We start from the raw sequence: 22,117 nt of genomic DNA on the forward strand, positions 1-22,117 counted from the left end.
CGAGCCCAAGCCCGAAATCCGAAATCGTGCCGGCACGAAAGCCGGCACGAAATTTAAGAGCGAACTGCCGCTCAGGCCTTCGGCATAGGCATTTCCTTGACGCTCGAGGAATCGGCCGGTGCGTCGCTGCCGAACCACTTCTTGTGGATCGCGGCCAGCGTGCCGTCCTTCTTCATCGCGGTCAGCGCGTCGTTCAGCTTGCCGAGCAGCGGGTGGTCCTTGGTCATCATCAGGCCGTACTGCTCGCCGGTCTTGATGCGCTCTTTTACGGCGAGATCCTTCATCCTGGTGAAAGAATATTCCAGGCCCGGAATGTCGCTGACCGCTGCATCGACGCGGCCGGAACTGAGATCGAGCAGCAAATTCTGCTGGGTGTCGTAGCCTTTGACGTCACTGAACCCGTCCGCCTCCTGGTGGGCCTTGACCCAGGCTTCGCCGGTCGAGCCGGACAGCACGCCGACGATCTTGCCCTTGAGGTCGGCCTCGGCCTTGATTGGGCTGTCGGCCTTCGCGGCGATACCCATGTCGGAATCATAGTAGGGCTGCGTGAACGACTGCGACTTCAGCCGCTCCGGCGTGATGGTGATCGACGAGATGGCGACGTCGATGCGCTTCGAGGTGGTGGCGGCGAACAGCGCCTGGAAACCGAGATCGGCGATATCGGTGGTCATGCCGATACGCTTTGCCGCCTCATTGATGATGTCGACTTCGAAACCCTCGAACGTGCCGCTCTCGTTCTTGTATTCAAAAGGCGGATTGGTCGGATAGGCGCCGACATTCAGCGTGCCTTCGGCGTAGGCCGGGCCGCCGGCGATGCCGATGGCGGCAGCAACAAGAAGCAGGTTGCGACGGGTGAAGTTCATTTTCGTTCCCTCTGGTTGTGATCGGGCGGGTTTGGCCCCGCACGGTTTTGATGCGCCAAGTGACGGGACTGCCGGAAAGCCCTCCCGGCACGGCAGTCGTAAGACATCGGATGCTATCCAAAGTACCGCGCTTTTCAAGGCGAAAGTTTAAGCTTAAAAAATTGCCGCGTGTTGCCGTCACTCCGGAATAACCGCCGTGGCCTGGATCTCAACCTTGGCGCGATCCTCGACCAGCGCCATCACCTGCATGGCGGCCATCGCCGGAAAATGCCGGCCGATCACCTCGCGATAGACCTCGCCGATCCCCTTGAGATTGGCCAGATATTCCGCCTTGTCGGTAAAGTACCAGGTCATCGAGGTGATATGCTGCGGCTTGGCGCCGGCCTCGGCGAGCACGGCGACAATATTGGCCAGCGTTTGCCGCACCTGACCGACAAGATCATCGGTCTCGAAGCAGCCCTGTCCGTTCCAGCCGACCTGCCCGCCGACGAAGACAAGCTGCCCGCGCGCGGCGACGCCATTGGCGTAGCCGACGGGTTTCGCCCAGCCTTCCGGCTGCAGGATGGTGTGCATGTCAAAACCTCCCAATGCTCAAATCCGGTCGCTCAAAACTCGAGGACAATCAATTTTGCGCAAACTGCTGTCTCAACCCGCTCCCATCACTTGCCGTGCAATCACCACTTTCTGCACGTCGGACGCTCCCTCGTAGATGCGCAGTGCCCGGATCTCGCGATACAGTCTTTCGACGATATGGCCCTTGCGGACGCCGTCGCCGCCATGCAGCTGCACGGCCTTGTCAATCACCTCCTGCGCTTTGTCGGTAGCGAACAGCTTGGCCATGGCGGCTTCGCGGGTAACCCGGGCCGCGCCCATGTCCTTGGTCCAGGCGGCGCGGTAGACCAGCAAGGCGGCGGCATCGACATCCAGCGCCATGTCGGCGATATGGCCCTGCACCATCTGCAGCTCGGCCATCGGTGCACCGAACAGCTTGCGCTCGGCCACTCTTGTGATGCCTTCGTCCAGCGCGCGCCGGGCAAGGCCGAGCGCCGCTGCGCCGACAGTCGAACGGAATACGTCGAGCACCGACATGGCGATGCGAAAACCGTCACCGGGTTTGCCGATCAGCGCCGAGGCTGGGACGCGTGCATTGTCGAAAGATAGCCGGGCGAGCGGGTGCGGCGCGATCACCTCCAGCCGCTCGGCGATGGTCAGCCCCTCGGCCTCGGACGGCACGACGAAGGCGGAAAGCCCCTTGGCGCCGGGCGCCTCGCCGGTACGGGCAAAGACAACATAAAAGTCAGCGATACCGCCGTTGGAGATCCAGGTCTTTTCGCCGGATAGGTGATAGCTGTCGCCGTCACGCGCGGCGGTCATTTCCATATTGGCAACGTCCGAGCCCGAACGCGGCTCCGAAAGCGCGAAAGCCGAAATCGCCTTGCCGGCCCGTGTCTTGGCCAGCCAGTGCTGCTGGTCTGGCGTGCCGAACAGGCTGAGCGCGCCAGTGCCGAGCCCTTGCATAGCGAAGGCGAAATCGGCCAGCCCATCATGGCGGGCCAGCGTCTCGCGCGTGAGGCAGAGCGTGCGCACGTCGAGCGGCGAGGGGTTTTCGGTATCGAGCGCCGTCGGCTTCAGCCAGCCGTCCCGGCCGAGCTTGGCCACCAGCTCGCGGCAAGCGGCGTCGACATCGTCATGCGCGACCGGCAGGTTTTTCCCGCACCAGGCATCCAGCTCTTCGGCGAGTGCGCGGTGTCGGTCCTCGAAGAACGGCCAGTTGAGGAAGGACCGATCAGGCATTTCTGCCTCCGCTATGCTTCGGGCCTCGCGCTCTACGGCGCCCCCCTCTGGCCTGCCGGCCGTCTCCCCCGTTAGGGGGGAGATTGGCAGCTCCGGCGTCCGCCCGCATCTTGCGGCGGTTGCAATTGCATAAGGTGGGAACCAAAGTCCATCTCCCCTCTTGAGGGGGAGATGTCCGGCAGGACAGAGGGGGGCGCTGTCCCGCCAACCTGTCGGTCTTTATCGAAGAAAACATCCTCAATTCCCCTCGAACACCGGCTTTTCCTTGGCGACGAAAGCCTCGTACGCCCGTTCGAAATCGCGTGTCTGCATGCAGATCGCCTGCGCCTGCGCTTCCGATTCGATAGCCTGGTCAAGCCCCATCGACCATTCCTGATTCAGCTGCGTCTTGGTCATGCCATGGGCGAAGGTCGGGCCGGAAACGACGCGCGCGGCCATGTCGAGCGCGTCGGCCTCTAGCGTTGCGACATCGACCAGCCGGTTGTAGAAGCCCCAGCGCTCGCCTTCCTCGGCGCTCATCGTGCGGCCGGTATAGAGCAGCTCGGCGGCGCGGCCCTGGCCAATGATGCGCGGCAGGATCGCGCAGGCGCCCATGTCGCAGCCGGCAAGGCCGACGCGGGTGAACAGGAAAGCCGTTTTGGCCTGTGGCGTGGCGATGCGGATATCGGACGCCATGGCGATGATTGCGCCGGCGCCGACCGCCACGCCGTCGACCGCAGCAATAATCGGCTTGCCGCAATTCAGCATCGCCTTGACGAAATCGCCGGTCATGCGGGTGAAAGCGAGCAGCGCCTTCATGTCCATCTTGACCAGTGGGCCGATGATTTCGTGGACATCGCCGCCCGAGCAGAAATTGCCGCCATTGGGAAGGAACACCACCGCATCGACATCGTCGGCATAGACGAGATCGCGAAAAGTGTCGCGCAATTCGGCATAGCTGTCGAAGGTCAGCGGGTTCTTGCGCTCCGGCCGATCGAGCCGGATTTTTGCGATCTTGCCTTCGACCTGCCAGAGGAAATGCTTCGGCTTGCGGCCAGCCATCTTCGTCATTCCCGTCCCTCCCAATTGCTGCGGAAGGAGGTCAGCATGCCGGTCAGCCGGCGCGCCTCGTCCTCGCTCACATTGCCCAGCAACTCGCCGACCCATTTTTCATGCGCGGCGGCGATCACCGCGAAAGTCTTCGATCCCTCTTCCGTCAGCCGCACCATCGAAGTGCGGCGGTCGCCATTGCGTCGGGCCCGCATCACCAGCCCTTCCGAGACCAGCCGGTCGATGATGCCGGTGACATTGCCGTTGGACACCAGCAGGAAGCGCGACAGGTCGCTCATCAGCATGCCCTCCGGCGCGCGGTAGAGCGCGGCCATCACGTCGAAGCGTGGCAACGTCGTGTTGAACTCTTGGCGCAGGCGTTCGCGCAGCTCGGCCTCGATGGTGCGCGAGGCGCGCAGCAGGCGTATCCACAGCCGCAGACGGTCCTTGCCGGGTCCGGACGGGGCGGGTAGGGGACCGGCTACCATGTCTCACCTCCGGAGATCGAAATCGTCTGCCCGGTAATCGACCGGGCGGCGTCGCCACACAGATAAAGTACCGCGGCCGCAATTTCCTCCGGCTGGATGAAGCGGTCTTGCGGGTTGGTCGCGGCAAGGCTTGCCCGTGCCTGCTCGGACGAGCGGCCGGTCGCTTCGACGATGCGCTGGACGGCGCTCTCCAGCATCTCGGTTTCGACAAACCCTGGGCACACGGCATTCACTGTTATGCCGGACTTGGCGGTCTCGACGGCGAGTGCCCGCATCAGGCCGACGACGCCATGCTTGGCGGCAACGTAAGCTGCGACATAGGGATAGCCTTTCAATCCGGCGGTGGAAGCGACGAAGACGACACGGCCAGTCTTGCGCCCTGCCATGCCGGCCAACGCCGGCTTCACCGTCAGGAACGCACCAGTCAAGTTGACGTCGAGCGTGCGCTGCCAGTCTGCCAGCGAGGTCCGCAGCGCCGGAGCACTGCCGGACATGCCGGCATTGGCAACGACGATGTCGAACGCTCCGTGTGCCGCTTGCGCAGCCTCGTAGAGTGCCGTCATCGATCCCTCGTCGGTGACGTCGGCGGCAACTGCGAAGATGCGCTTGTTCTCGGCGGCAACCTCGGCAAGCGGCTCCACGCGCCGGCCGCAGATGGTCACGTTAATGCCCGCGCCGGCCAGCGCCAGCGCGATCGCGCGGCCGACGCCGGAGCCGCCGCCGGTGACCAGCGCATGACGTCCCGAAATCATCGCCACGGCACTCATACTTTCAACCCCGCTGCCGCTTCGCGCTCGGCCAGCCGGTAGAGCTGGTCGCGGCCGGGCAGATAGGGATCCGGCCATTTGACGCCGCGGTCGCCAAGCGTGACGGCCGCGTGCAGTGTCCAGTACGGATCGGCAAGATGCGGCCTAGCCAGTGCGACGAGATCGGCGCGGCCCGCCATCAGGATCGAGTTGACGTGGTCCGGCTCATAGATATTGCCGACCGCCATCGTCGCCATGCCGACCTCGTTGCGGATGCGATCGGAAAACGGCGTCTGGAACATGCGGCCATAGACCGGTCTTGCCACGGCCGAAGTCTGGCCGGCCGATACGTCGCAGATGTCTACGCCGGCCTCATGCAGCAGCCGCGCGATCTCTACGGCGTCGGCCGGCCTCACGCCTTCGATACCCAGCCAGTCATTGGCGGATATGCGCATCGAGATCGGCTTCTCGGCCGGCCATGCGGCGCGCACCGCATGAAAGATTTCCAAGGGATAGCGCATGCGGTTTTCCAGCGAGCCGCCATAGGAGTCGGTGCGCCGGTTGGTCAAGGGCGTGATGAAGGAGGACAGGAGATAGCCGTGCGCGGCGTGGATTTCGAGCATGTCGAAGCCGCACCGCGCCGCCATCTCGGCCGAAGCGACAAACTGGTCGCGCACCATATCCATGTCGGCGCGGTCCATCGCCTTCGGCACCTGGTTTTCCGGCGACCACGGCACGGAAGAGGCTGCCATGACCGGCCAATTGCCTGAGGGCAGCGGCACGTCGGTTCCCTGCCAGCCGAGCCTGGTCGACCCTTTGGCACCGGAATGGCCGATCTGGGCGCAGATCTTGGCCTCGGTTTCGGCATGGACGAACTCGACCAGCCGCTTCCAGGCGACCTCATGCTCGGGCGCATAGAAACCGGGGCAGCCAGGCGTGATGCGGCCCTCCGCGCTGACGCAGGTCATCTCGATGTAGAGGAGACCGGCGCCGCCCTTGGCCCGTTCGGCGTAATGGGCGAAATGCCAGTCAGTCGGACAGCCGTCGACCGCTTTGTACTGCGCCATCGGCGAGACGACGACGCGGTTCTGCAGCGCCATGCCGCGGAGCCGGAACGGCGCGAACATCGGCGCGCGACGCAGATTGTTGCCGCCGGCGCCGGCCTGGCGCTGGAACCATTCCTCGGCGCCGGCCAGCCATTCGGCATCGCGCAGCCGCAAATTCTCGTGACTGATGCGCTGCGAACGCGTCAAAAGCGAATAGTTGAACTGCACCGGATCGAGGCCGAGATAGCGCTCGACCTCCTCGAACCATTCGAGCGAATTGCGCGCCGCCGACTGCAGCTTCAGCACTTCGGTGCGGCGGGCGTCCTCATATTTGCGGAAGGCTGCTTCGAGGTCCGGTTCGGACTCGACATAGTCGGCCAGCGCCACCGCGCTTTCCAGCGCCAGCTTGGTGCCGGAACCGATCGAGAAATGCGCGCTCGCCGCCGCGTCGCCCATCAGCGCCAGGTTCTTGTAGGACCAGCGTTCGCACAAGACGCGCGGGAAATTGATCCACGCCGAGCCGCGGATATGATTGGCGTTGGTCATCAGCGCGTGGCCGCCGAGATGACGGGCAAAGATGCGCTCGCAGACGGCAATTGATTCCTGCTGCGACATCGCGCCGAAGCCGAAGCGCTGCCAGGTCTGCTCGCTGCATTCTACGATGAAGGTCGCGGTATCGCTGTCGAACTGGTAGGCATGCGCCCACACCCAGCCATGCTCGGTTTTCTCGAAGATGAACGTGAAGGCGTCGTCGAATTTCTGGTGGGTGCCGAGCCAAACGAACTTGCATTTACGGATGTCGATATCGGGCTTGAACACGTCGACGAAGGTGCCCCGCGCTTTCGAGTTCAGCCCGTCGGCGGCGACAACCAGGTCGTGCGTCTCCATAAACGGCTTTGGATCGGCGATGTCGGATTCGAAGACCAGCTTGGCGCCGAGCTCGCGCGCCCGCCGTTGCAGCAGGGTGAGCAGCCGCTTGCGGCCGATGCCGCAAAAGCCATGACCGGTCGAGACCGTTCGCACGCCGTCATGGATGACGGCGATGTCGTCCCAATAGGCGAAATGCTTGCGGATCCAGACGGCGCTGACCGGGTCGTTTTTGGTCAGGTTCTCCAGCGTTTCGGCCGACAGCACGACGCCCCAGCCGAATGTATCATCGGCACGGTTGCGCTCGAATACCGTGACCTCATGCACGGCATCCCTGAGCTTCAGCGAGATTGCAAAGTAGAGCCCGGCTGGTCCGCCGCCGAGAACCGCAACTTTCATCGTGCGATCTCCTCTTCGCTTCTGTCAGTCGAGTTTACGCCTGAAGCAGATTAATTCAAGCTTGAAGTTTCAGGATTGAAACAATCCGCCTCAGAAACCAAGCTTGCCGGCAGTCGGCTTGCGCTGGCCAGGGAAGCTCCGGGCTATTTCTCCGGGTTCTTCGGGCTCCACAGCACCGTCTCCGCATCTTTTTCATAGGCCATGCCATTGGGATAGCTGATCGCTTCCAACTGCAAGCCCCACGGCGCCTGGAAGTAAAGGATGGTCTGGCCGGCGGCCGGGCCTTCGGTAACCGGCAGCGGCCCCATCCGCGTCTTGACGCCTTTGCCGTCAAGATAGGCTTTTGCGGCGGCGATGTCGTCGACATAGAAGGCGATGTGGAAGCCGCCTATGTCGCTGTTGCGAGGCGTCAGGTCCTTCTGGTCCGGCGCGATGTATTTGAACAGCTCGATGTTCGACCCGTGTCCGCAGCGGACCAGGGTGATCTCCTCGATCACTGCCTTGGGATCGACGCCCAGTAGATCCTGCATGAACGTGCCCTTGTCGTCGGCGAACGGGCCGAACGACATCGCCTTCTTGCAGCCGACCACCTCGGTAAAAAACTCGACGGCCTGCTGCATGTCGGGGACGGTGACGCCGGTGTGGTCGTGGCCACGCATGCCAGGTATCGAATCAGCCGAGGCTGCTCCCATCGAGCCGGCCAGAGCGGCCGCAAGCATCGTGTTTCTGATTGCGTATTGCATTCCAGTTCTCCTCCGTTTCGCGAGCTGACTTGTCGGCGCACGTCCGAGGCCCGCTCTTCGGTGTGCGAGTAGGAATGTGTTCATGACGGCGCCTTTGCGGGGGGAAGCAGCCAGACGTCATCGATCTCGGGCAGCGGAATGGCGGCGAGGAGGTCGCGCGTGTAAGCCTGCTGCGGCTTCTCGAACAAAGTATCCGTCGCACTGGCTTCGACGATCGCGCCTTCCCGCATGACGATCACTTGCCGGCAGAGCCGCCGGATCACCGACAGGTCATGGCTGATGAAGGCAACGGTCAGGCCCATGTCGGCGGCGAGTTTTTCCAGCAGCGTCAGGATCTGTGCCTGCGTCGACACGTCGAGGCCTGAGACGATTTCGTCGGCCAGCACGAATTTCGGCGACAGCGCCAGCGCGCGGGCAATGCCGACGCGCTGGCGCTGGCCGCCCGACAATTCATGACGATAGCGGCTGGCGAAGCCTTGCGGCAGGCCGACGCGCTGAAGCGCTTCAGCAACTCGGGCTTTCAGATTGTCGCCGAGGCCATTCTGTTTGAGTGGTGCGGCGATGATGCTGGCGATGGTGCGGCGTGGGTTAAGCGACGACATCGGGTCCTGGAAGATCATCTGCAGATTGCGGCGCACGGGCCGTAGCTCCGCCTCAGGCAGATGCGTGATGTCGCGGCCGTCGAAGCTGACCGTGCCGGCGCTGGGCTCCAGCAGACGCACCAGCGCGCGGCCGAGCGTCGATTTCCCCGACCCGGATTCGCCGACGATGCCGGTCACCGATCCCCTAGGCAGATCGAAGTCCAGGCCTTTCAGGATCTCGGCCAGCGGAGCGCGGCCAAACAACGGCTTGCGCGTCATGTCGGGTAAGGCAACCTTCAGCCCGCGCACGGAAAACAGCGGCTCAGCCATGCGGGTGCCTCCAGGCCTGATCGGCGGCGGCGATCTCCGCGGCCAGCCCGGCCAGTACCGCCTCGTCCACGGGTTTCAGCGAAGCGAGGGGATCGGTGTAGCGCGGCGTCGCGGCCATCAGCGCCCGCGTATAGGGGTGCTGCGGGGCAGCGAAGAGAGCAGCCGTCTCGGCCGCCTCCACCACCTTGCCGGCGTAGAGCACTGAAACTTTCTGGCTGATCTTGGCGACGACGCCGAGATCGTGGGTAACGAACAGGATCGCCGTGCCATGCTCGCGCTGCAATTGCGCGATCAGCCGCAAGATCTGCTTCTGCACGGTCACGTCGAGCGCCGTGGTCGGCTCGTCGGCGACGATCAGCCTTGGTTCGGCTGCGAACGCCGCAGCGATCAGCACGCGCTGGCGCATGCCGCCGGACAGCTCGTGCGGATAGCATTTGAGGACACGCTCGGGGTCGCGGATATGCACCTCGTCCAGCAATTGGCGGATGCGTGTATCGGCCTTCTCACCGCTCCAGCCGAGGATGCGCACCAGCCGGTCGGTCATCTGTGTGCCGATTCGCCGTGACGGATTGAGCGCGGTCAGCGGGTCCTGCGGGATCAGCGCGGTGCGCGCGCCGATCAGCGTGCGCCTTGCCGTCGGCTGAAGCTTGCCGAGGTCCTTGCCCTCGAGCAGCATGTCGCCTTCGACAATGCGCACGCTGGGTGGCAGCACACCGAGCACCGCCTTGCCGATCATCGTCTTGCCGGCGCCGCTCTCGCCGACCAGCGCGCGGACCTCGCCGGGCTGAACGGAGAGCGATACCGAGCGCAGCACGCGCAAGCCATTAGGCAGCACCGCGCTAAGGTCGCGGATGTCGAGGCAGGATTTCGCCAGCGCGTTCATCGCAGCACCGGATCGAAACGTGCCCTGAGACCTTCGCCGAACTGGCTGAACGACAGCACCGTGAGGATCAGGGTGACCAGCGGGAACACCAGCACCCACCAGGCCTGATGGATCGACAGGCGACCCTCTGCGATGATGCCGCCCCAGGTCGGGTCGTCGGTCGAGATCGATAGATTGACGAAGGACAGGATCGCCTCGACGATGACGGCAATGCCCATCTCCAGCGACAGCAGCGCCACGATCGACGGCACCACATTGGGCAGCACTTCGCGCAGCATGATGCCGATGCGGCCGTAACCGGCGATGCGGGCGTTCTCGACATAGTCCATGCGCGACTGGCCCATCGTCTCGGCGCGGATCACCCGGCAGAAGCGCGTCCAGTCGATGACAGCGATGGCAATAATGACCGAGCTCAAGCCGGTGCCGAGCACGGCGACCAAAAGGATGGCGAACAGCACCGGCGGAAACGCCATCCAGACATCGACGATACGCGAGATGATGCGGTCGGCCCAGCCGCCGAAATAGCCGGCGATCAAGCCTAGCGTCGAGCCGACCAGGCAGGCGGCAAGGGCTGCCGCGAAGGCGACGATGAAGGCGATGCGGGCACCGAAGATCAGCCGTGACAGAAGATCGCGGCCGAGGCTGTCGGTGCCGAGCCAGTAGCCGGGCTCAGCACCGCTCAGCCAGAACGGCGGCAGCCGCTCCAGCATCAAATCCTGCGCCAGTGGGTCCTGCGGCGCGACCAACGGCGCAAAAATCGCGGCCAGCAGCGCAATCAGCAGCCAGCCGCCGGCCAGCCACAGGCGTGCCCGCGAGCCATGTCTTGAAATGCGGGCCTCATCCATGGCGCAGCCTCGGATTAAGCAGCGCATACATCATGTCCACGCTGAGGTTGATCAGCACGAACAACAGCGCGAACACCAGCACGATGCCCTGGATCAGCGGCAGGTCGCGGTTGATGACGGCATCGATCGCCATGTTGCCGAGACCCTCATAGGAAAATAGCCGCTCGACGATGACCGTGCCGCCGATCAGGAAGGTGAACTGCACGCCGACCAGAGTGAGCGTCGGCAGGGCGGCGTTCTTCAACGCCTCGCGCAGGATGACCTGCGTTTCCGAAAAGCCCTTTACCCGCGCCAGCACGACATAGTCGAGGTCGAGCACTTCCTTCAGCGACTGTTTCAGCAATTGCGAGATGATTGCGGCGAGTGGCAGCGCCAGAGCCACGGCCGGCATCAGCATATGCGCCAGCAGGTCCTTGGTCAGGTCGAAGCGCAGCCGCACGATGCTCTCGAACAAATAGAACTGCGTGACGAAGGGCAGATCGAGTTGCGGCGACACCCGGCCGGAAATGTCGAAAACCGGCACCAGCACGCCGAACAAAAGGATCAGCACCAAACCCCACAGGAAATCGGGAATCGACAGCGCCGCACCGCTGGCGATGTCGATGCCAGCCTCGACCGCGGTGCCGCGTTCGCGCGCGCCGAGGATCGCCGTCGTGCCGCCGATCGCCAGCGCCATCAAGAGCGCGACGATCGCGAGTTCCAGCGTCGCCGGCAGGCGGTTGAAGACCAGGCCCAGAACATCCTGCCGGAGCGAAATCGAAGTGCCGAAATCGCCCCTGACGACACCTGCCAGCCAGATGAAAAATTGCTGGACGATGGTCTTGTCCAGCCCGTAAAGCGCGCGCAGACGCGCGATGTCGGCATCGGTTGCACCGGGCGGCAGCATCATCGCGATCGGATCGCCTGGCGCGACACGGATGACGACGAAGACGACGACGGCCCCGCCGAACAGCGTGATCGCCATCGTCAGAAGACGGATCAGGAATCTTTGCAGCAGCATGGTCGCCCGTGACAGAAAATGCGCGCCGTCATTCCGGACGGCGCGCGGCAAGCCGAAGGCTGTCTCAGGCCGGGCTCATCAGCGCCGGCAACAGCGCGCCCGACACATGCTGCACGACATTGACGCCCTTGGCATGCACGATCGGCTGCGCATACTGGATCAGCGGCAGTACATAGGCCTGCTCGGCAATGTACTTGTCGACGGCCTTCCAGCCGGCAATGCGCTTGGCCTCGTCCTTCTCGCCCCACAGCGGGTTGATCATGTCGATCAGATCCTGGCTGTCCCACACCGAATGCGGGCTCGGGCCATACATGGCAAAGCCGGTCGAGGTGGTCGGGTCGCCGATGGCGTTGCCCCAATTGTAGAAGGCGGCCGGCGCCAGCTTGTCGGCGGCGCGCAACTCATAGTGCTTGGCGATATCGTAGACCTCGATCGTCGCCTCGATGCCGACCTTGCGCCACATGCCGACGATCGCCTGGATCATCTCGTAGTCCTTGGGCTTGAAGCCCTTGGTCGTCTGTATCGTGAACTTGACCGGCTTTTCCGGCGAATAGCCGGAGGCGGCCAGCAATTCCTTGGCCTTTTCCGGGTTATGTTCGGCCTTGATCGACGCATCGTAGGCGGCGTATTCCGGCGTCTCCAGCGTATCGATGGGCTGGCCGTAACCGCGCAGCAGCCGGTCGACCAAAAGCTTTTTATCGACCGCCATCACCGCTGCCTGGCGCACGTTCTTGTCCAGCATCACGTCGATGTCGTTGAAGAAGATCATGCCGATGTCGGAAACATTCTTGCATGAGCCGGTAAGTCCGTCCTTGGCGATCAGGCGGTCATATTCCTCATAGGGGATTTCGAGAGTCACCTGCGAGGAGCCGGACTCGATCTCGGCGACGCGGCTCGCCGCATCGGTGACGAACTTGATGGCTACGTTTTCGAAGGCCGGCTTGCCGCCCCAGTAGTTCGGGTTGGCCTTGAGCCGCAGGAAGGCGTTGCGCTCGAATTTGTCGACCATATAGGGCCCGGTGCCGATCGGGGCTTTCTCAAAACCCTCGGCGCCGACCTTTTCGTAATAGGCCTTCGGCATGATGTAGCCGGTGAGGAACGACATCCATTTGAAATACACCGGGTCGAATTGCACGACGTCGCCGGTGATCTTGTTGCCGTCGATCTTGAAGTTGTTGACGTTCTTCCAGACGAATTGGATCGGGTTGCCGGTCTTTTCATCGCCCGCCCGCTGCAGCGACCAGACCACGTCTTCGGCCGTGAACGGCGAACCGTCATGCCAGGTGACGCCCTCGCGCACCGTCATCATGATCTTGCTGCGATCCTCGTTCCAGCCCCATTCGGTGAGCAGGCCGGGTGCGAAAGAAAGGTCCGGCTTCTGCGGGATGAACTGGTCGAACACCGATTGGTAGAGACCCTGGATGGTCGGGTTGACCGCCGAAGGCCCGGTGGTCGGGTCCCAGGACGGTAGGTTGACGTTGTAGGCGATAGTCAGTTCGCCGGCAGCCTTGGCGATTTGCGGCAGGCCGAGCGCCGTGGCGCCAAGTGCGGCCGCGCCGTATCCGAGCAATTCTCGTCTGTTGATTGTCATGGTCGTTCCCCTGTTGCTTTTATGCGCGGTGTCGTTGTCAATCGGTGGGTTCAGGCTCCTTGGGCAACCGCGCCTTGTCCTCCTTCACCCTGGATGAAAAATGGAGCCTACCTCCCGCCAAGTTGTTGTGCGAGCATGAAGCCTGACGCCGCCCCGGTGCCGGCGCCCGGCCATGTTGCCGCCCCGGTCAGGTGCAGATTGCCGATCGGCGTGTTCCAGCCGGCGTAACCGCGCGCCGGCCGGAACAGGAAATTCTGCGCCAGATGATGGCTGCCGCAGACCTGGTCGCCGCCGACCAGGTTGGGATTCTCGCGTTCGAGGTCGATGGGCGAGAACACGGCGCGGCCGAGGATCTTCCGGCGAAGGCCGGGCGCATAGCGCTCGATAATGTCGAGGACGCGCTCGCCGTAGTGCTCCCTAGCCTCGTCCCAGTGGGCCGGCGCGATCATGCCCGCCGCATCGCCCACAATCTCGGCCGGCAGCATGCGCACCTGCACCCAGAGCACATGCTTGCCGTCCGGCGCGCGCGACGGATCGATCGCCGTCGGCTGGCCGACGACCAGCACCGGCTCGTCTGGCAGCATGCCTGCCATCGCCTGCTGATAGGTTCGCGACATGGCGTCGAGCGACGGCGAGAGATGCACATAGGCGAACTGCCGAAGCTCGGCGCCGGCGCGCCAGTCCGGCAAATCGTCGAGTGCCAGATGGATCATCATCGTGCCCGGCGCGTGGCGGAATTTTTTCATGGCCGTGTCGAAGCCGGCGTCGCCCGATCCATTGGGCAGAAGTTTCCCGGTCAGCGCCTTGGGCGCGACACCGGCGATGACGGCCCTGGTGGCGGTGTGAGTCTCGCCGGAAGCGAGCCGCACGCCGGTCGCCTTGCCGGCCGAAACCGTGATCTCGGCGACATCAGCCCCAGTGACGATCTTGCCGCCGGCGGCCGTGAGCATGCCCGACAAAGCGCGGATGATCGTGTCGGCGCCGCCTCTGCCGAGCAGCATGCCGAAGCACTGGTTGGCCATGGATTCGAGGTAAGGGAACACCGCGCCGCCAGCGATGTCAGGCGCGAAATCGAGATGCATGCCCCAGGTGGCCAGCGTCGCCCTGACATGCGGTGACTCGAAAGTCTGCTCGAGCCACGCGCGGGGTGAGGAAAGCAGTAATCGACCGGTATCGAGCGCGCCGCCAATACCCTTCTTGCGCCAGAGCTTCCAGGCCGTGCCGGCGAGCGCACGCCCACTCATCGGCGAGCCTAGCAGCCGGAACAGATGCTCGGCCTCCGCCGGGAATGCCGCAACCAGACGGCGCCATGTGGCTGCATCGGTCGCGGAGAAGGCGGCCATCCGTCCAGTGGTCTTCTCCAGGTCGCTGCTGACGCCGAACCAGCGACCGTCGGGGAAGGCGCTGGCAAAACAGTCGGCTACCGGCACGAATTCCAGCCCGTGGGTTTTCAATTCATTTGCATATTTCTTGTGAAAGGCCGAGCCGGCGAACAGGCCCAGATTCATTGCACCGAAATCGTGCCGGAAGCCTGGAAGCGTGAATTCACGCGTCTGGACGGCGCCGCCGATCGTTGGATTGCGGTCGAAAACCGCTGTTTTCCAGCCTTTGAGCGCCAGATGCGCGGCGCATGCCAGACTGTTGTGGCCTGCCCCGACAAATATGGCGTCGAACTCGCTCACGCCCCGTCCCATTTCTTTTATGCTTAAAGATAATTGCAGATGCATATGTTTTCGTCTAGTAGGATATTAAGGGCCGCGAGAGCCTTCAGCACCATTGAGAAAGAGGGAACAGAGACCATGGACACACAACAACTCCTCGGCGACGTCGCCGGCCAGCTTCTTTCAGGCGCCATCCAGGTGGTCGACCTGACGGCGCCGCTCGGGCCTAACACGCCGCTGATCAAGCTGCCGCCGGAGCTGGCGGTGGACACGCCGAAGGTCGAGATCCACGCCATCTCCCACTATGACAAGAACGGTCCGTGGTGGGCCTGGAATTGGCTGAAGCTCGGCGAACACTCGGGCACGCATTTCGACGCGCCGCAGCACTGGATCACCGGCAAGGATTATCCGGACGGTGCCACCGACACCATTCCGGTTCAGAATTTCGTCGGCCCGGTCAATGTCATCGACTGCTCGAAGCAAGCCGCCGCCGATCACGACTTCCTGCTCACCGTCGACCACATCAAGGCCTGGGAAGCCGAACATGGCGCTATCAACGCGGGCGAATGGGTGGTGATGCGCACCGACTGGTACAAGCGCAACGGCTCGGAAGCCGAGTTCCTCAACGCCAATGAGACCGGACCGCACACGCCCGGACCGACGGCCGAGGCCATCCAGTATCTGATCAGCAAGGACATCAAGGGCTGGGGCAGCGAGACGATCGGCACGGATGCTGGCAAAGCAGGGGGAATGGAGCCGCCATTCCCGGCGCACAGCCTGATGCACAAGGCCAACCGCTATGGGCTCGCCAGCCTGTGCAATCTCGACCGGCTGCCGCCGAAGGGCGCGATCCTGATCGCCGCACCGCTCAAGATCGAGCACGGCACCGGCAGCCCGATCCGCGCACTGGCACTCGTGCCGAGACAATAGGGCAACTGGCGGTCTTCGGGAGAAGATCATGCTTGCAGGCAATGCTGTGGTGACGGGTTGGGAGCGGCAGTCTTGCAAGGCTGCGGCTCTACGGCGCCCTCCCCTGTCCTGCCGGACATCTCCCTCACTTGGGGGGAGATTGGCAGTTTCGGCGCCTCGCTCATTCCTGCGACGTAGGAGAGTGGCGAAGGCCGCGGTGACAGCCGTTCTCCCGCCAAGTGAGGGAGATGTCCGGCAGGACAGAGGGGGGCGCGAAGGAACGGCAATCCACGCAAATGAATTCCACCTTCCGCTCACCCGGAGCAACCCTCGATGAGCGATATCGATCACATCATCGTCGGAAGCGGCATCAACGCGCTGGTTTGCGCGGCGATGCTTGGCGGCAAGGGGGCGAAGGTGCTGGTGCTCGAGCGCAACGACCGCATCGGCGGTTGCATGCGCACCGAAGAGATCACCGCGCCCGGCTTCATCCACGACGTGATGGCGACGACCTTCGTCCTGTTCATCACCTCACCGGCCTATGCGGCATTGGGCAAGGATCTGGCGCGGCACGGCCTGGAGTTTTGCAACACCTCCACGCCGACCGGCGTGCTGCGCCCGGACGGCAGCCACGCCATCCTGCGCACCGATCGTATCGCCAATGTCACGGCGGCCAATGCGCTTGCCGCGGGCGACGGCGACCGGCACCGCAGCGATGTCGGCGAGATCGAGCGCAATGCTGGCCTGCTGTTCGGTCTGCTCGGCGGAAGCCTGTGGTCTTACCCGACGGCAAAGCTGCTCGCGGGCGAAGCCTGGCGGCGCGGCCCGCGTGGCCTTGCCGCCTTTGTCGGCAGCGCGCTGGTGCCGGCGCGCAGTTGGCTGGAAAGCACCTACCGGTCGGAAACGATGCGCGCGCTGTGGGCGCCCTGGGTGCTGCATGCCGGCCTCGGGCCTGAGGACGCGTTCTCCGGCCAGATCGCCAAGGTCATCGCCTTCGCGCTTGAAGCGGCCGGCGCGCCGATCGTCAAGGGCGGTGCCAGGAATCTGCTGTCCGCGTTCGAAGCGCTGATCAGGGAACGTGGCGGCGAAATCCGCACTGGCGCTGATGTCGCCTCAGTCGTTCAGAGCAATGGCCGCGCCAGTGGGGTGCGGCTGGCTTCGGGCGAAACGATCAACGTGAACAAGAGCGTCATCTGCTCGGTCACGCCTAGCCAGCTCTACGAGCGGCTGCTCAGCGACGCGGCGCCGAAAGCCGACGTCGAGGCAGCGCAAAAATACCGCTATGGCAAGGGCAATTTCCAGATCCACTATGCCTTGCACAAGCCGCCGGCATGGCGCGGCGAGGGCCTGGACAAGGTCGCGCTGCTGCATCTGACGCCGGGGCTCGACGGCGTCTCGAAGGCCTGCAACGAAGCCGTGCGCGGCATGCTGCCGGAGGTGCCGACCATCTGCGTCGGCCAGCCGCACGCGCTCGACCCATCGCGCTGCCCGGACGGCAAAGCGGTCCTGTGGCTGCAACTGCCCGAGGCGCCACGCCATATCAAGGGCGATGCCGCCGGCAAACTGCAGACACCGGCAGACGGTCGCTGGACCGAGGCGCTGCGCGAAGCCTACGCCGACCGTGCCGAAGCGATCCTCGCCAGCCATATCGATGGGTTCAAGGACAGCGTCATCGCACGCCGCGCCTGTTCGCCGGCCGACCTGGAAGCGATGAACGTCAATCTGGTCGGCGGCGACCCCTATGGCGGTTCCTCGACCATCGACCAGTCGTTTCTGTGGCGGCCGCTCAAGACGAGCCGCAATCACGAAACCGGGGTCAGGGGTCTCTACCACATCGGCGCCTCGACCCATCCGGGTGCTGGCCTGGGCGGCGGCTCCGGCTTTCTCCTGGCGGGGAGGCTGTGATGGAACAGAAGGTTGAAAAACGCCAGCGCATCTCGACTTTGGGCCAGATCGGCCTGCAGCAGTTCGCGCCCTATCTGATGAACCGCATCATGGGCCGCTACAACGCCACGCTGCGCGACAATTTCCGCAAGCAAGGCCTGACCATTCCGCAGGTGCGCACGCTGGCCGTATTGTCGGTCACCGATGGCGTCACCGTCAACGATCTCTCGGTCTATACCGTCATCGAGCAGTCGACCTTGAGCCGCACGCTCGACACGCTGGAGGGACAAGGGTTTGTTCGGCGCGAGCAGGGGGTCACCGACAGCCGTATCCGCCATGTGTTCCTGACCGACGATGGCCGCGCCGAGTTCGCGCGCGCCTGGCCGGCCATGCACGACGCTTTCGAGGCAATGTTTGACGATGTCGACGATGCCGAATACGCGGCGCTGATCGCGACATTGCAGAAGATGCTGAAGAACATTCGCAAGCACGACATCTGATCGTACGCGCCGCCATCGGGGCGGCAACGGAAGGAGCCCAAAATGGCCGAACGGTCTTTTGCCAAGGAAGTCGAAAAGCTCAGGCTCGGCGCCGGCGAGGAGTTTTCCGGCGAAGGCATTCTCGCCATCACCAAGGCGCTGCTGCAATGCGGCGTCGGCTATGTCGGCGGCTATCAGGGTGCACCGATCAGCCATTTGATGGACGTGCTGGCCGACGCGCAGGATATCCTGGGCGAGCTCGGCGTGCATTTCGAGGCAAGCGCCTCGGAAGCCACCGCCACCGCCATGCTAGCGGCATCGGTGCACTATCCGATCCGCGGTGCGGCCACCTTCAAGTCGACGGTCGGCACCAATGTCGCCTCCGACGCGCTCGCCAATCTCGCTTCCGGCGGCGTCACCGGCGGTGCATTGATCATCGTCGGCGAGGATTACGGCGAAGGCTCCTCGATCATGCAGGAGCGCAGCCACGCCTTCGCCATGAAGAGCCAGGTCTGGCTGCTCGACCCGCGCCCGAACCTGCCGTCGATCGTCAAGGCGGTGGAAGACGGCTTCGAGCTGTCCGAGGTTTCCAACACGCCGGTCATGCTTCAGGTCCGGATTCGCTGCTGCCATGTCCATGGCCATTTCATCGCCAAGGACAACAAGCGCCCGGCGATGACGGTGGCCGACGCGCTCGAGGCGCCGCGCCGCGACACCGGCCGCATCGTGCTGCCGCCCGCGTCCTTCCTGCACGAGAAAGAAAAGGTGCAGAAACGCTGGCCGGCGGCGGTCGATTTAATCCGCACCAACAAGATCAACGAGTTTTTCGGCCCGGAGCACGGCTCGGTCGGCATCGTCATGCAGGGCGGCATGTACAATTCGGTCATCCGGGCGCTGCAGCGGCTCGGCCTCGCCGACACTTATGGCGACACCGACGTGCCGCTCTATGTGCTGAACGCCGTCTACCCGCTGGTCGATGACGAATTCCTGTCCTTCTGCGAAGGCAAGGACGCCGTGCTCGTCGTCGAGGAAGGCCAGCCCAACTACATCGAACAGGCCTTTGCCGCGATGCTGCACAAGGCCGGCCGCGGCACCAAGCTCGTTGGCAAGGAACATCTGCCTATGGCCGGCGAATACACCGGCCAGGTGATGCTCGACGGCATCGGATCGTTCCTGCGCGCCACCATCCCGCATCTGCTGTCAAGCGAGGTCCGCGCGCCCAACAAGATCGGCGACGGGCTCGACACCGCCGACCTGGTCAACGTCGTCCCGGGCCGCCCGCCCGGCTTCTGCGTCGGCTGCCCGGAGCGGCCGATCTTCGCCGCCACCAAGCTGGTCGAGCAGGAGCTGGGCGAGCACCACATCGCCTCCGACATCGGCTGTCATTTGTTCTCGATCATGCCGCCTTTCGAGCTCGGCGCCACCACCATGGGCTACGGGCTGGGGCCGGCCTCGGCCTCGGCGTTCAACTCGCCCGATGCCAAGCGTCGCTCGATCTCCTTCGTCGGCGACGGCGGCTTCTGGCACAACGGCCTGACGTCCTCGATCGGCAATGCCGTGTTCAACAAGAACGATGGCGTCATCGTCATCGTCGATAATTTCTATTCGGCGGCGACGGGAGGGCAGGATATCCTTTCCTCCCGCGCCGGCAACAAGACCAAGTCGACCAAGCATCCGATCACCGAGGCGGTGAAAGGCATGGGCGTCAAATGGCTGCGCCACATCGACCGCACCTATGATGTGACCAGGATGCAGGACACGCTGCGCGAGGCGCTGACGACGGACGAGAAGGGCCCGAAAGTCATCGTCGCCTCGTCCGAATGCATGCTCAACCGCCAGCGTCGCGAGAAGCCTTTGGTCGACAAGGCGATCAAGGGCGGTGAGCGGGTCGTCAAGCCGAAATTCGGCGTCGACGAGGACATCTGCACCGGCGACCATGCCTGCATGCGGCTCTCCGGCTGTCCGTCGCTGTCGGTGAAGTCGCTCGATGACCCGCTGCGCGACGATCCGGTGGCGCATATCGACCAGAGCTGCGTCGGCTGCGGCAATTGTGGCGAGGTTGCCGATGCGGCGGTGCTGTGCCCATCCTTCTACCGCGCCGACGTGGTGCACAATCCGAGCCGCTGGGACGGTTTGCTTGAAGCCGCGCGGCGCGCCACGATCCGCCTCTTGCAGCGCCGCCGCGAAAGCCGGCGGCTGATATTTGCCGATGCTTGACGCTGTCCCATCAACCCGTTCCAAGGCCGGCGCGCTGGACGATGAGCGCGTCATAAAGCTTGCCGTGCTGGCGGTCGGCGGCCAGGGCGGCGGCGTGCTGGCCGACTGGATCACCGACGCCGCCGAGCGCAACGGCTACGTCGCCCAATCGACCTCGGTTGCCGGCGTCGCCCAGCGCACCGGCGCCACCATCTACTATGTCGAAATGTGCCGCGACACCGGCCGGCTGCCCGTCTTCGCGCTGTCGCCGTCGCAGAGCGACGTCGATATATTGATCGCCGCCGAACTGATGGAGGCCGGCCGCGCCATCATCCGCGGGTTCGTCACGCCGGAGCGCACCACGCTGATCGCCTCGTCGCACCGCATCGCAGCGGTCTCCGAGAAGATCGAACCCGGCGACGGCCGCGCATCGTCCTCGAAGGTGCATGCCACGGCTGAAGCCGCGGCCAAGCGCTTCATCGCCTTCGACATGGAGAAGATCGCCGTCGATAACGGCTCGATGATCTCGGCCAGCCTGCTCGGCGCGCTGGCCGGGTCCGATGCCTTGCCGTTCACACGCGAGAGCTATGAGCAGGCCATCGGCGCCGGCGGCCGCGGCGTCAAGGCAAGCCTCGCCGCCTTCGCCGCCGCCTACGATCGGGCGCGCGCCATCGCGAGCGCGCCTTCGGGCGACAAGACTGCACAGCCGGCAGCCACTGAAACCCGCTCGGCCGCGGCGACAAAAGTCAGCGGCCCGGAAAGCCTGTTGAAGGGCTGGCAACAACTGGCGGCGCGCGTCGCTGCTTTGCCTTTACCCGTGCACGACATGGCGCTTCGCGGCCTGAAAAAAGTCGTCGACTACCAGGACGTCGCCTATGGCGGCGAGTATCTCGACCGGCTCGACCGGGCGGTCGTCCTGGACAATGCCGACCATCACTACGTGCTGTCGATCGCCGCGGCCAAGCATCTGGCCAACGCCATGTGCTACGACGACATGATCCGCGTCGCCGATCTGAAGACACGCTCGACGCGCGACCAGCGCGTACGCCGCGAAGTCGGTGTCAAGCAAGGCTCAGTCCTGCAGGTGACCGAATATTTCCATCCGCGCATCGAGGAATTCTGCGGCACGCTGCCGGCCGGGCTCGGCAGCTACATCGAGGACCGGCCGAAGCTCGCCGCCTTTCTCGACCGCCGCATCAATCGCGGCCGCCACATCCGCACCGACAGTTTCGCCGGCTTTGCCGCTTTGTGGTTCATCGGCGGCTTGCGCCGCTGGCGCCGCCGCCTGCTGCGCCACAAGGTCGAGACCGCGCATGTCGATCGCTGGTATGCGCTGGCGCTGGGCCAGGTCGGCCAGGACTACGCGCTTGGTACGGAGATCCTCAACTGCCGCCGGCTGATCAAGGGTTACAGCGACACCCACGCCCGCGCGCAGTCGAAATTCGACCGGGTGCTGTCGGCGCTCGACCTGGTCAAGGGCCGCCCGGACGCCGCCGACTGGATCCGGCGCCTGCGCGAAGCGGCGCTGAAGGACGAGAAGGGCGACATGCTCGACGGCGCGCTGAAGACCGTGGCGTCGCTGGGCGACAATCCGGTGAGGTGAGGCGCTCCTTCGACGCGGCTGCAACTCAGTCTGTCGTCCATGTCGCCTTCGACGCGGCAGTCTACGAAGGGCACCCTGGAAATCCGGACTGCCCGACGTGTCGGTTACGGACATGGATTTCGCTTATTTGGGCTTGCGTCCAAATAACTTTCTAACAGACAGGCTAAATTTGCCGGCAAT

At 64.2% G+C, this 22,117-nt stretch carries 19 protein-coding genes; 5 read left to right on the plus strand and 14 right to left on the minus strand.

Features of this window, described 5'->3' with window-relative positions; all coding sequences use genetic code 11:
- Positions 1-71 precede the first annotated feature (71 nt).
- The 14 genes from NKH50_RS09970 to NKH50_RS10035 all read right to left on the minus strand — a co-directional run bounded on the left by NKH50_RS09970 (position 72) and on the right by NKH50_RS10035 (position 14,887).
- Positions 72-863: an ABC transporter substrate-binding protein gene (locus NKH50_RS09970; RefSeq protein WP_352878317.1), complete on the minus strand. Its 792-nt coding sequence runs from the start codon at positions 861-863 to the stop codon at positions 72-74.
- A gap of 177 nt (positions 864-1,040) precedes the next feature.
- The gene (locus NKH50_RS09975; RefSeq protein ID WP_254816235.1) at positions 1,041-1,436 is read right to left on the minus strand and encodes a RidA family protein; all 396 of its coding nucleotides are present in this window, start codon (positions 1,434-1,436) and stop codon (positions 1,041-1,043) included.
- 72 nt (positions 1,437-1,508) lie between these two features.
- Entirely contained in the window at positions 1,509-2,657 is a 1,149-nt protein-coding gene (locus NKH50_RS09980; RefSeq protein ID WP_352878319.1) for an acyl-CoA dehydrogenase family protein, read from the minus strand.
- 237 nt (positions 2,658-2,894) lie between these two features.
- Entirely contained in the window at positions 2,895-3,707 is an 813-nt protein-coding gene (locus tag NKH50_RS09985; RefSeq protein WP_352878321.1) for an enoyl-CoA hydratase family protein, read from the minus strand.
- Entirely contained in the window at positions 3,704-4,174 is a 471-nt protein-coding gene (locus NKH50_RS09990) for a MarR family winged helix-turn-helix transcriptional regulator (RefSeq protein WP_254816232.1), read from the minus strand. Before NKH50_RS09990 ends, NKH50_RS09985 begins: the two co-directional genes overlap by 4 nt.
- Entirely contained in the window at positions 4,168-4,941 is a 774-nt protein-coding gene (locus NKH50_RS09995; protein WP_352878324.1) for an SDR family NAD(P)-dependent oxidoreductase, read from the minus strand. The genes NKH50_RS09990 and NKH50_RS09995 overlap by 7 nt, the downstream gene beginning before the upstream one ends.
- Complete coding sequence (locus tag NKH50_RS10000) at positions 4,938-7,232, minus strand: bifunctional salicylyl-CoA 5-hydroxylase/oxidoreductase (RefSeq protein WP_352878326.1); 2,295 nt, start codon at positions 7,230-7,232, stop codon at positions 4,938-4,940. Before NKH50_RS10000 ends, NKH50_RS09995 begins: the two co-directional genes overlap by 4 nt.
- A 143-nt stretch (positions 7,233-7,375) precedes the next feature.
- Entirely contained in the window at positions 7,376-7,975 is a 600-nt protein-coding gene (locus NKH50_RS10005; RefSeq protein WP_352878328.1) for a VOC family protein, read from the minus strand.
- Between the two features lie 80 nt (positions 7,976-8,055).
- On the minus strand, positions 8,056-8,886 hold the full coding sequence (locus NKH50_RS10010) for an ATP-binding cassette domain-containing protein (protein ID WP_352878330.1): 831 nt from the start codon (positions 8,884-8,886) through the stop codon (positions 8,056-8,058).
- Positions 8,879-9,769: an ABC transporter ATP-binding protein gene (locus NKH50_RS10015; RefSeq protein WP_352878332.1), complete on the minus strand. Its 891-nt coding sequence runs from the start codon at positions 9,767-9,769 to the stop codon at positions 8,879-8,881. The genes NKH50_RS10010 and NKH50_RS10015 overlap by 8 nt, the downstream gene beginning before the upstream one ends.
- The gene (locus tag NKH50_RS10020; protein WP_352756007.1) at positions 9,766-10,614 is read right to left on the minus strand and encodes an ABC transporter permease; all 849 of its coding nucleotides are present in this window, start codon (positions 10,612-10,614) and stop codon (positions 9,766-9,768) included. The genes NKH50_RS10015 and NKH50_RS10020 overlap by 4 nt, the downstream gene beginning before the upstream one ends.
- Positions 10,607-11,614, minus strand: a complete 1,008-nt coding sequence (locus tag NKH50_RS10025; protein ID WP_352878334.1) for an ABC transporter permease — start codon at positions 11,612-11,614, stop codon at positions 10,607-10,609. The genes NKH50_RS10020 and NKH50_RS10025 overlap by 8 nt, the downstream gene beginning before the upstream one ends.
- Positions 11,615-11,678: 64 nt before the next feature.
- Complete coding sequence (locus NKH50_RS10030) at positions 11,679-13,205, minus strand: ABC transporter substrate-binding protein (protein WP_352878336.1); 1,527 nt, start codon at positions 13,203-13,205, stop codon at positions 11,679-11,681.
- A gap of 107 nt (positions 13,206-13,312) precedes the next feature.
- A complete protein-coding gene (locus NKH50_RS10035) occupies positions 13,313-14,887 on the minus strand; it encodes a phytoene desaturase family protein (RefSeq protein WP_352878338.1) in 1,575 nt (524 codons plus the stop codon).
- Between the two features lie 117 nt (positions 14,888-15,004).
- On the opposite strand from NKH50_RS10035, the gene NKH50_RS10040 reads away from it, so the two are divergent.
- From NKH50_RS10040 to NKH50_RS10060, 5 genes are all read left to right on the plus strand, one after another.
- Positions 15,005-15,796, plus strand: a complete 792-nt coding sequence (locus tag NKH50_RS10040; RefSeq protein ID WP_254816222.1) for a cyclase family protein — start codon at positions 15,005-15,007, stop codon at positions 15,794-15,796.
- 312 nt (positions 15,797-16,108) lie between these two features.
- A complete protein-coding gene (locus tag NKH50_RS10045) occupies positions 16,109-17,680 on the plus strand; it encodes a phytoene desaturase family protein (protein WP_352878340.1) in 1,572 nt (523 codons plus the stop codon).
- Complete coding sequence (locus NKH50_RS10050; RefSeq protein ID WP_352455076.1) at positions 17,680-18,159, plus strand: MarR family winged helix-turn-helix transcriptional regulator; 480 nt, start codon at positions 17,680-17,682, stop codon at positions 18,157-18,159. Before NKH50_RS10045 ends, NKH50_RS10050 begins: the two co-directional genes overlap by 1 nt.
- A 42-nt stretch (positions 18,160-18,201) precedes the next feature.
- Complete coding sequence (locus NKH50_RS10055) at positions 18,202-20,355, plus strand: thiamine pyrophosphate-dependent enzyme (protein WP_352878343.1); 2,154 nt, start codon at positions 18,202-18,204, stop codon at positions 20,353-20,355.
- Positions 20,348-21,937, plus strand: a complete 1,590-nt coding sequence (locus tag NKH50_RS10060; protein ID WP_352878345.1) for an indolepyruvate oxidoreductase subunit beta family protein — start codon at positions 20,348-20,350, stop codon at positions 21,935-21,937. Before NKH50_RS10055 ends, NKH50_RS10060 begins: the two co-directional genes overlap by 8 nt.
- Positions 21,938-22,117: the final 180 nt, after the last annotated feature.

The sequence above is a fragment of the Mesorhizobium sp. M1027 genome (assembly GCF_040318745.1).
Lineage (GTDB): Bacteria > Pseudomonadota > Alphaproteobacteria > Rhizobiales > Rhizobiaceae > Mesorhizobium.

Bases quoted from the DNA above. Each gene is read 5' to 3' on its own strand.
- NKH50_RS10060 (WP_352878345.1), top strand. From the start codon at position 20,348: ATGCTTGACGCTGTCCCATCAACCCGTTCCAAGGCCGGCGCGCTGGAC.
- NKH50_RS10020 (WP_352756007.1), bottom strand. From the start codon at position 10,614: ATGGATGAGGCCCGCATTTCAAGACATGGCTCGCGGGCACGCCTGTGG.
- NKH50_RS10005 (WP_352878328.1), bottom strand. From the start codon at position 7,975: ATGCAATACGCAATCAGAAACACGATGCTTGCGGCCGCTCTGGCCGGC.
- NKH50_RS10000 (WP_352878326.1), bottom strand. From the start codon at position 7,232: ATGAAAGTTGCGGTTCTCGGCGGCGGACCAGCCGGGCTCTACTTTGCA.
- NKH50_RS09985 (WP_352878321.1), bottom strand. From the start codon at position 3,707: ATGACGAAGATGGCTGGCCGCAAGCCGAAGCATTTCCTCTGGCAGGTC.
- NKH50_RS10045 (WP_352878340.1), top strand. From the start codon at position 16,109: ATGAGCGATATCGATCACATCATCGTCGGAAGCGGCATCAACGCGCTG.
- NKH50_RS09970 (WP_352878317.1), bottom strand. From the start codon at position 863: ATGAACTTCACCCGTCGCAACCTGCTTCTTGTTGCTGCCGCCATCGGC.
- NKH50_RS10010 (WP_352878330.1), bottom strand. From the start codon at position 8,886: ATGGCTGAGCCGCTGTTTTCCGTGCGCGGGCTGAAGGTTGCCTTACCC.
- NKH50_RS09975 (WP_254816235.1), bottom strand. From the start codon at position 1,436: ATGCACACCATCCTGCAGCCGGAAGGCTGGGCGAAACCCGTCGGCTAC.
- NKH50_RS10025 (WP_352878334.1), bottom strand. From the start codon at position 11,614: ATGCTGCTGCAAAGATTCCTGATCCGTCTTCTGACGATGGCGATCACG.
- NKH50_RS09990 (WP_254816232.1), bottom strand. From the start codon at position 4,174: ATGGTAGCCGGTCCCCTACCCGCCCCGTCCGGACCCGGCAAGGACCGT.
- NKH50_RS10055 (WP_352878343.1), top strand. From the start codon at position 18,202: ATGGCCGAACGGTCTTTTGCCAAGGAAGTCGAAAAGCTCAGGCTCGGC.
- NKH50_RS10050 (WP_352455076.1), top strand. From the start codon at position 17,680: ATGGAACAGAAGGTTGAAAAACGCCAGCGCATCTCGACTTTGGGCCAG.
- NKH50_RS10015 (WP_352878332.1), bottom strand. From the start codon at position 9,769: ATGAACGCGCTGGCGAAATCCTGCCTCGACATCCGCGACCTTAGCGCG.
- NKH50_RS10030 (WP_352878336.1), bottom strand. From the start codon at position 13,205: ATGACAATCAACAGACGAGAATTGCTCGGATACGGCGCGGCCGCACTT.
- NKH50_RS09995 (WP_352878324.1), bottom strand. From the start codon at position 4,941: ATGAGTGCCGTGGCGATGATTTCGGGACGTCATGCGCTGGTCACCGGC.
- NKH50_RS10040 (WP_254816222.1), top strand. From the start codon at position 15,005: ATGGACACACAACAACTCCTCGGCGACGTCGCCGGCCAGCTTCTTTCA.
- NKH50_RS09980 (WP_352878319.1), bottom strand. From the start codon at position 2,657: ATGCCTGATCGGTCCTTCCTCAACTGGCCGTTCTTCGAGGACCGACAC.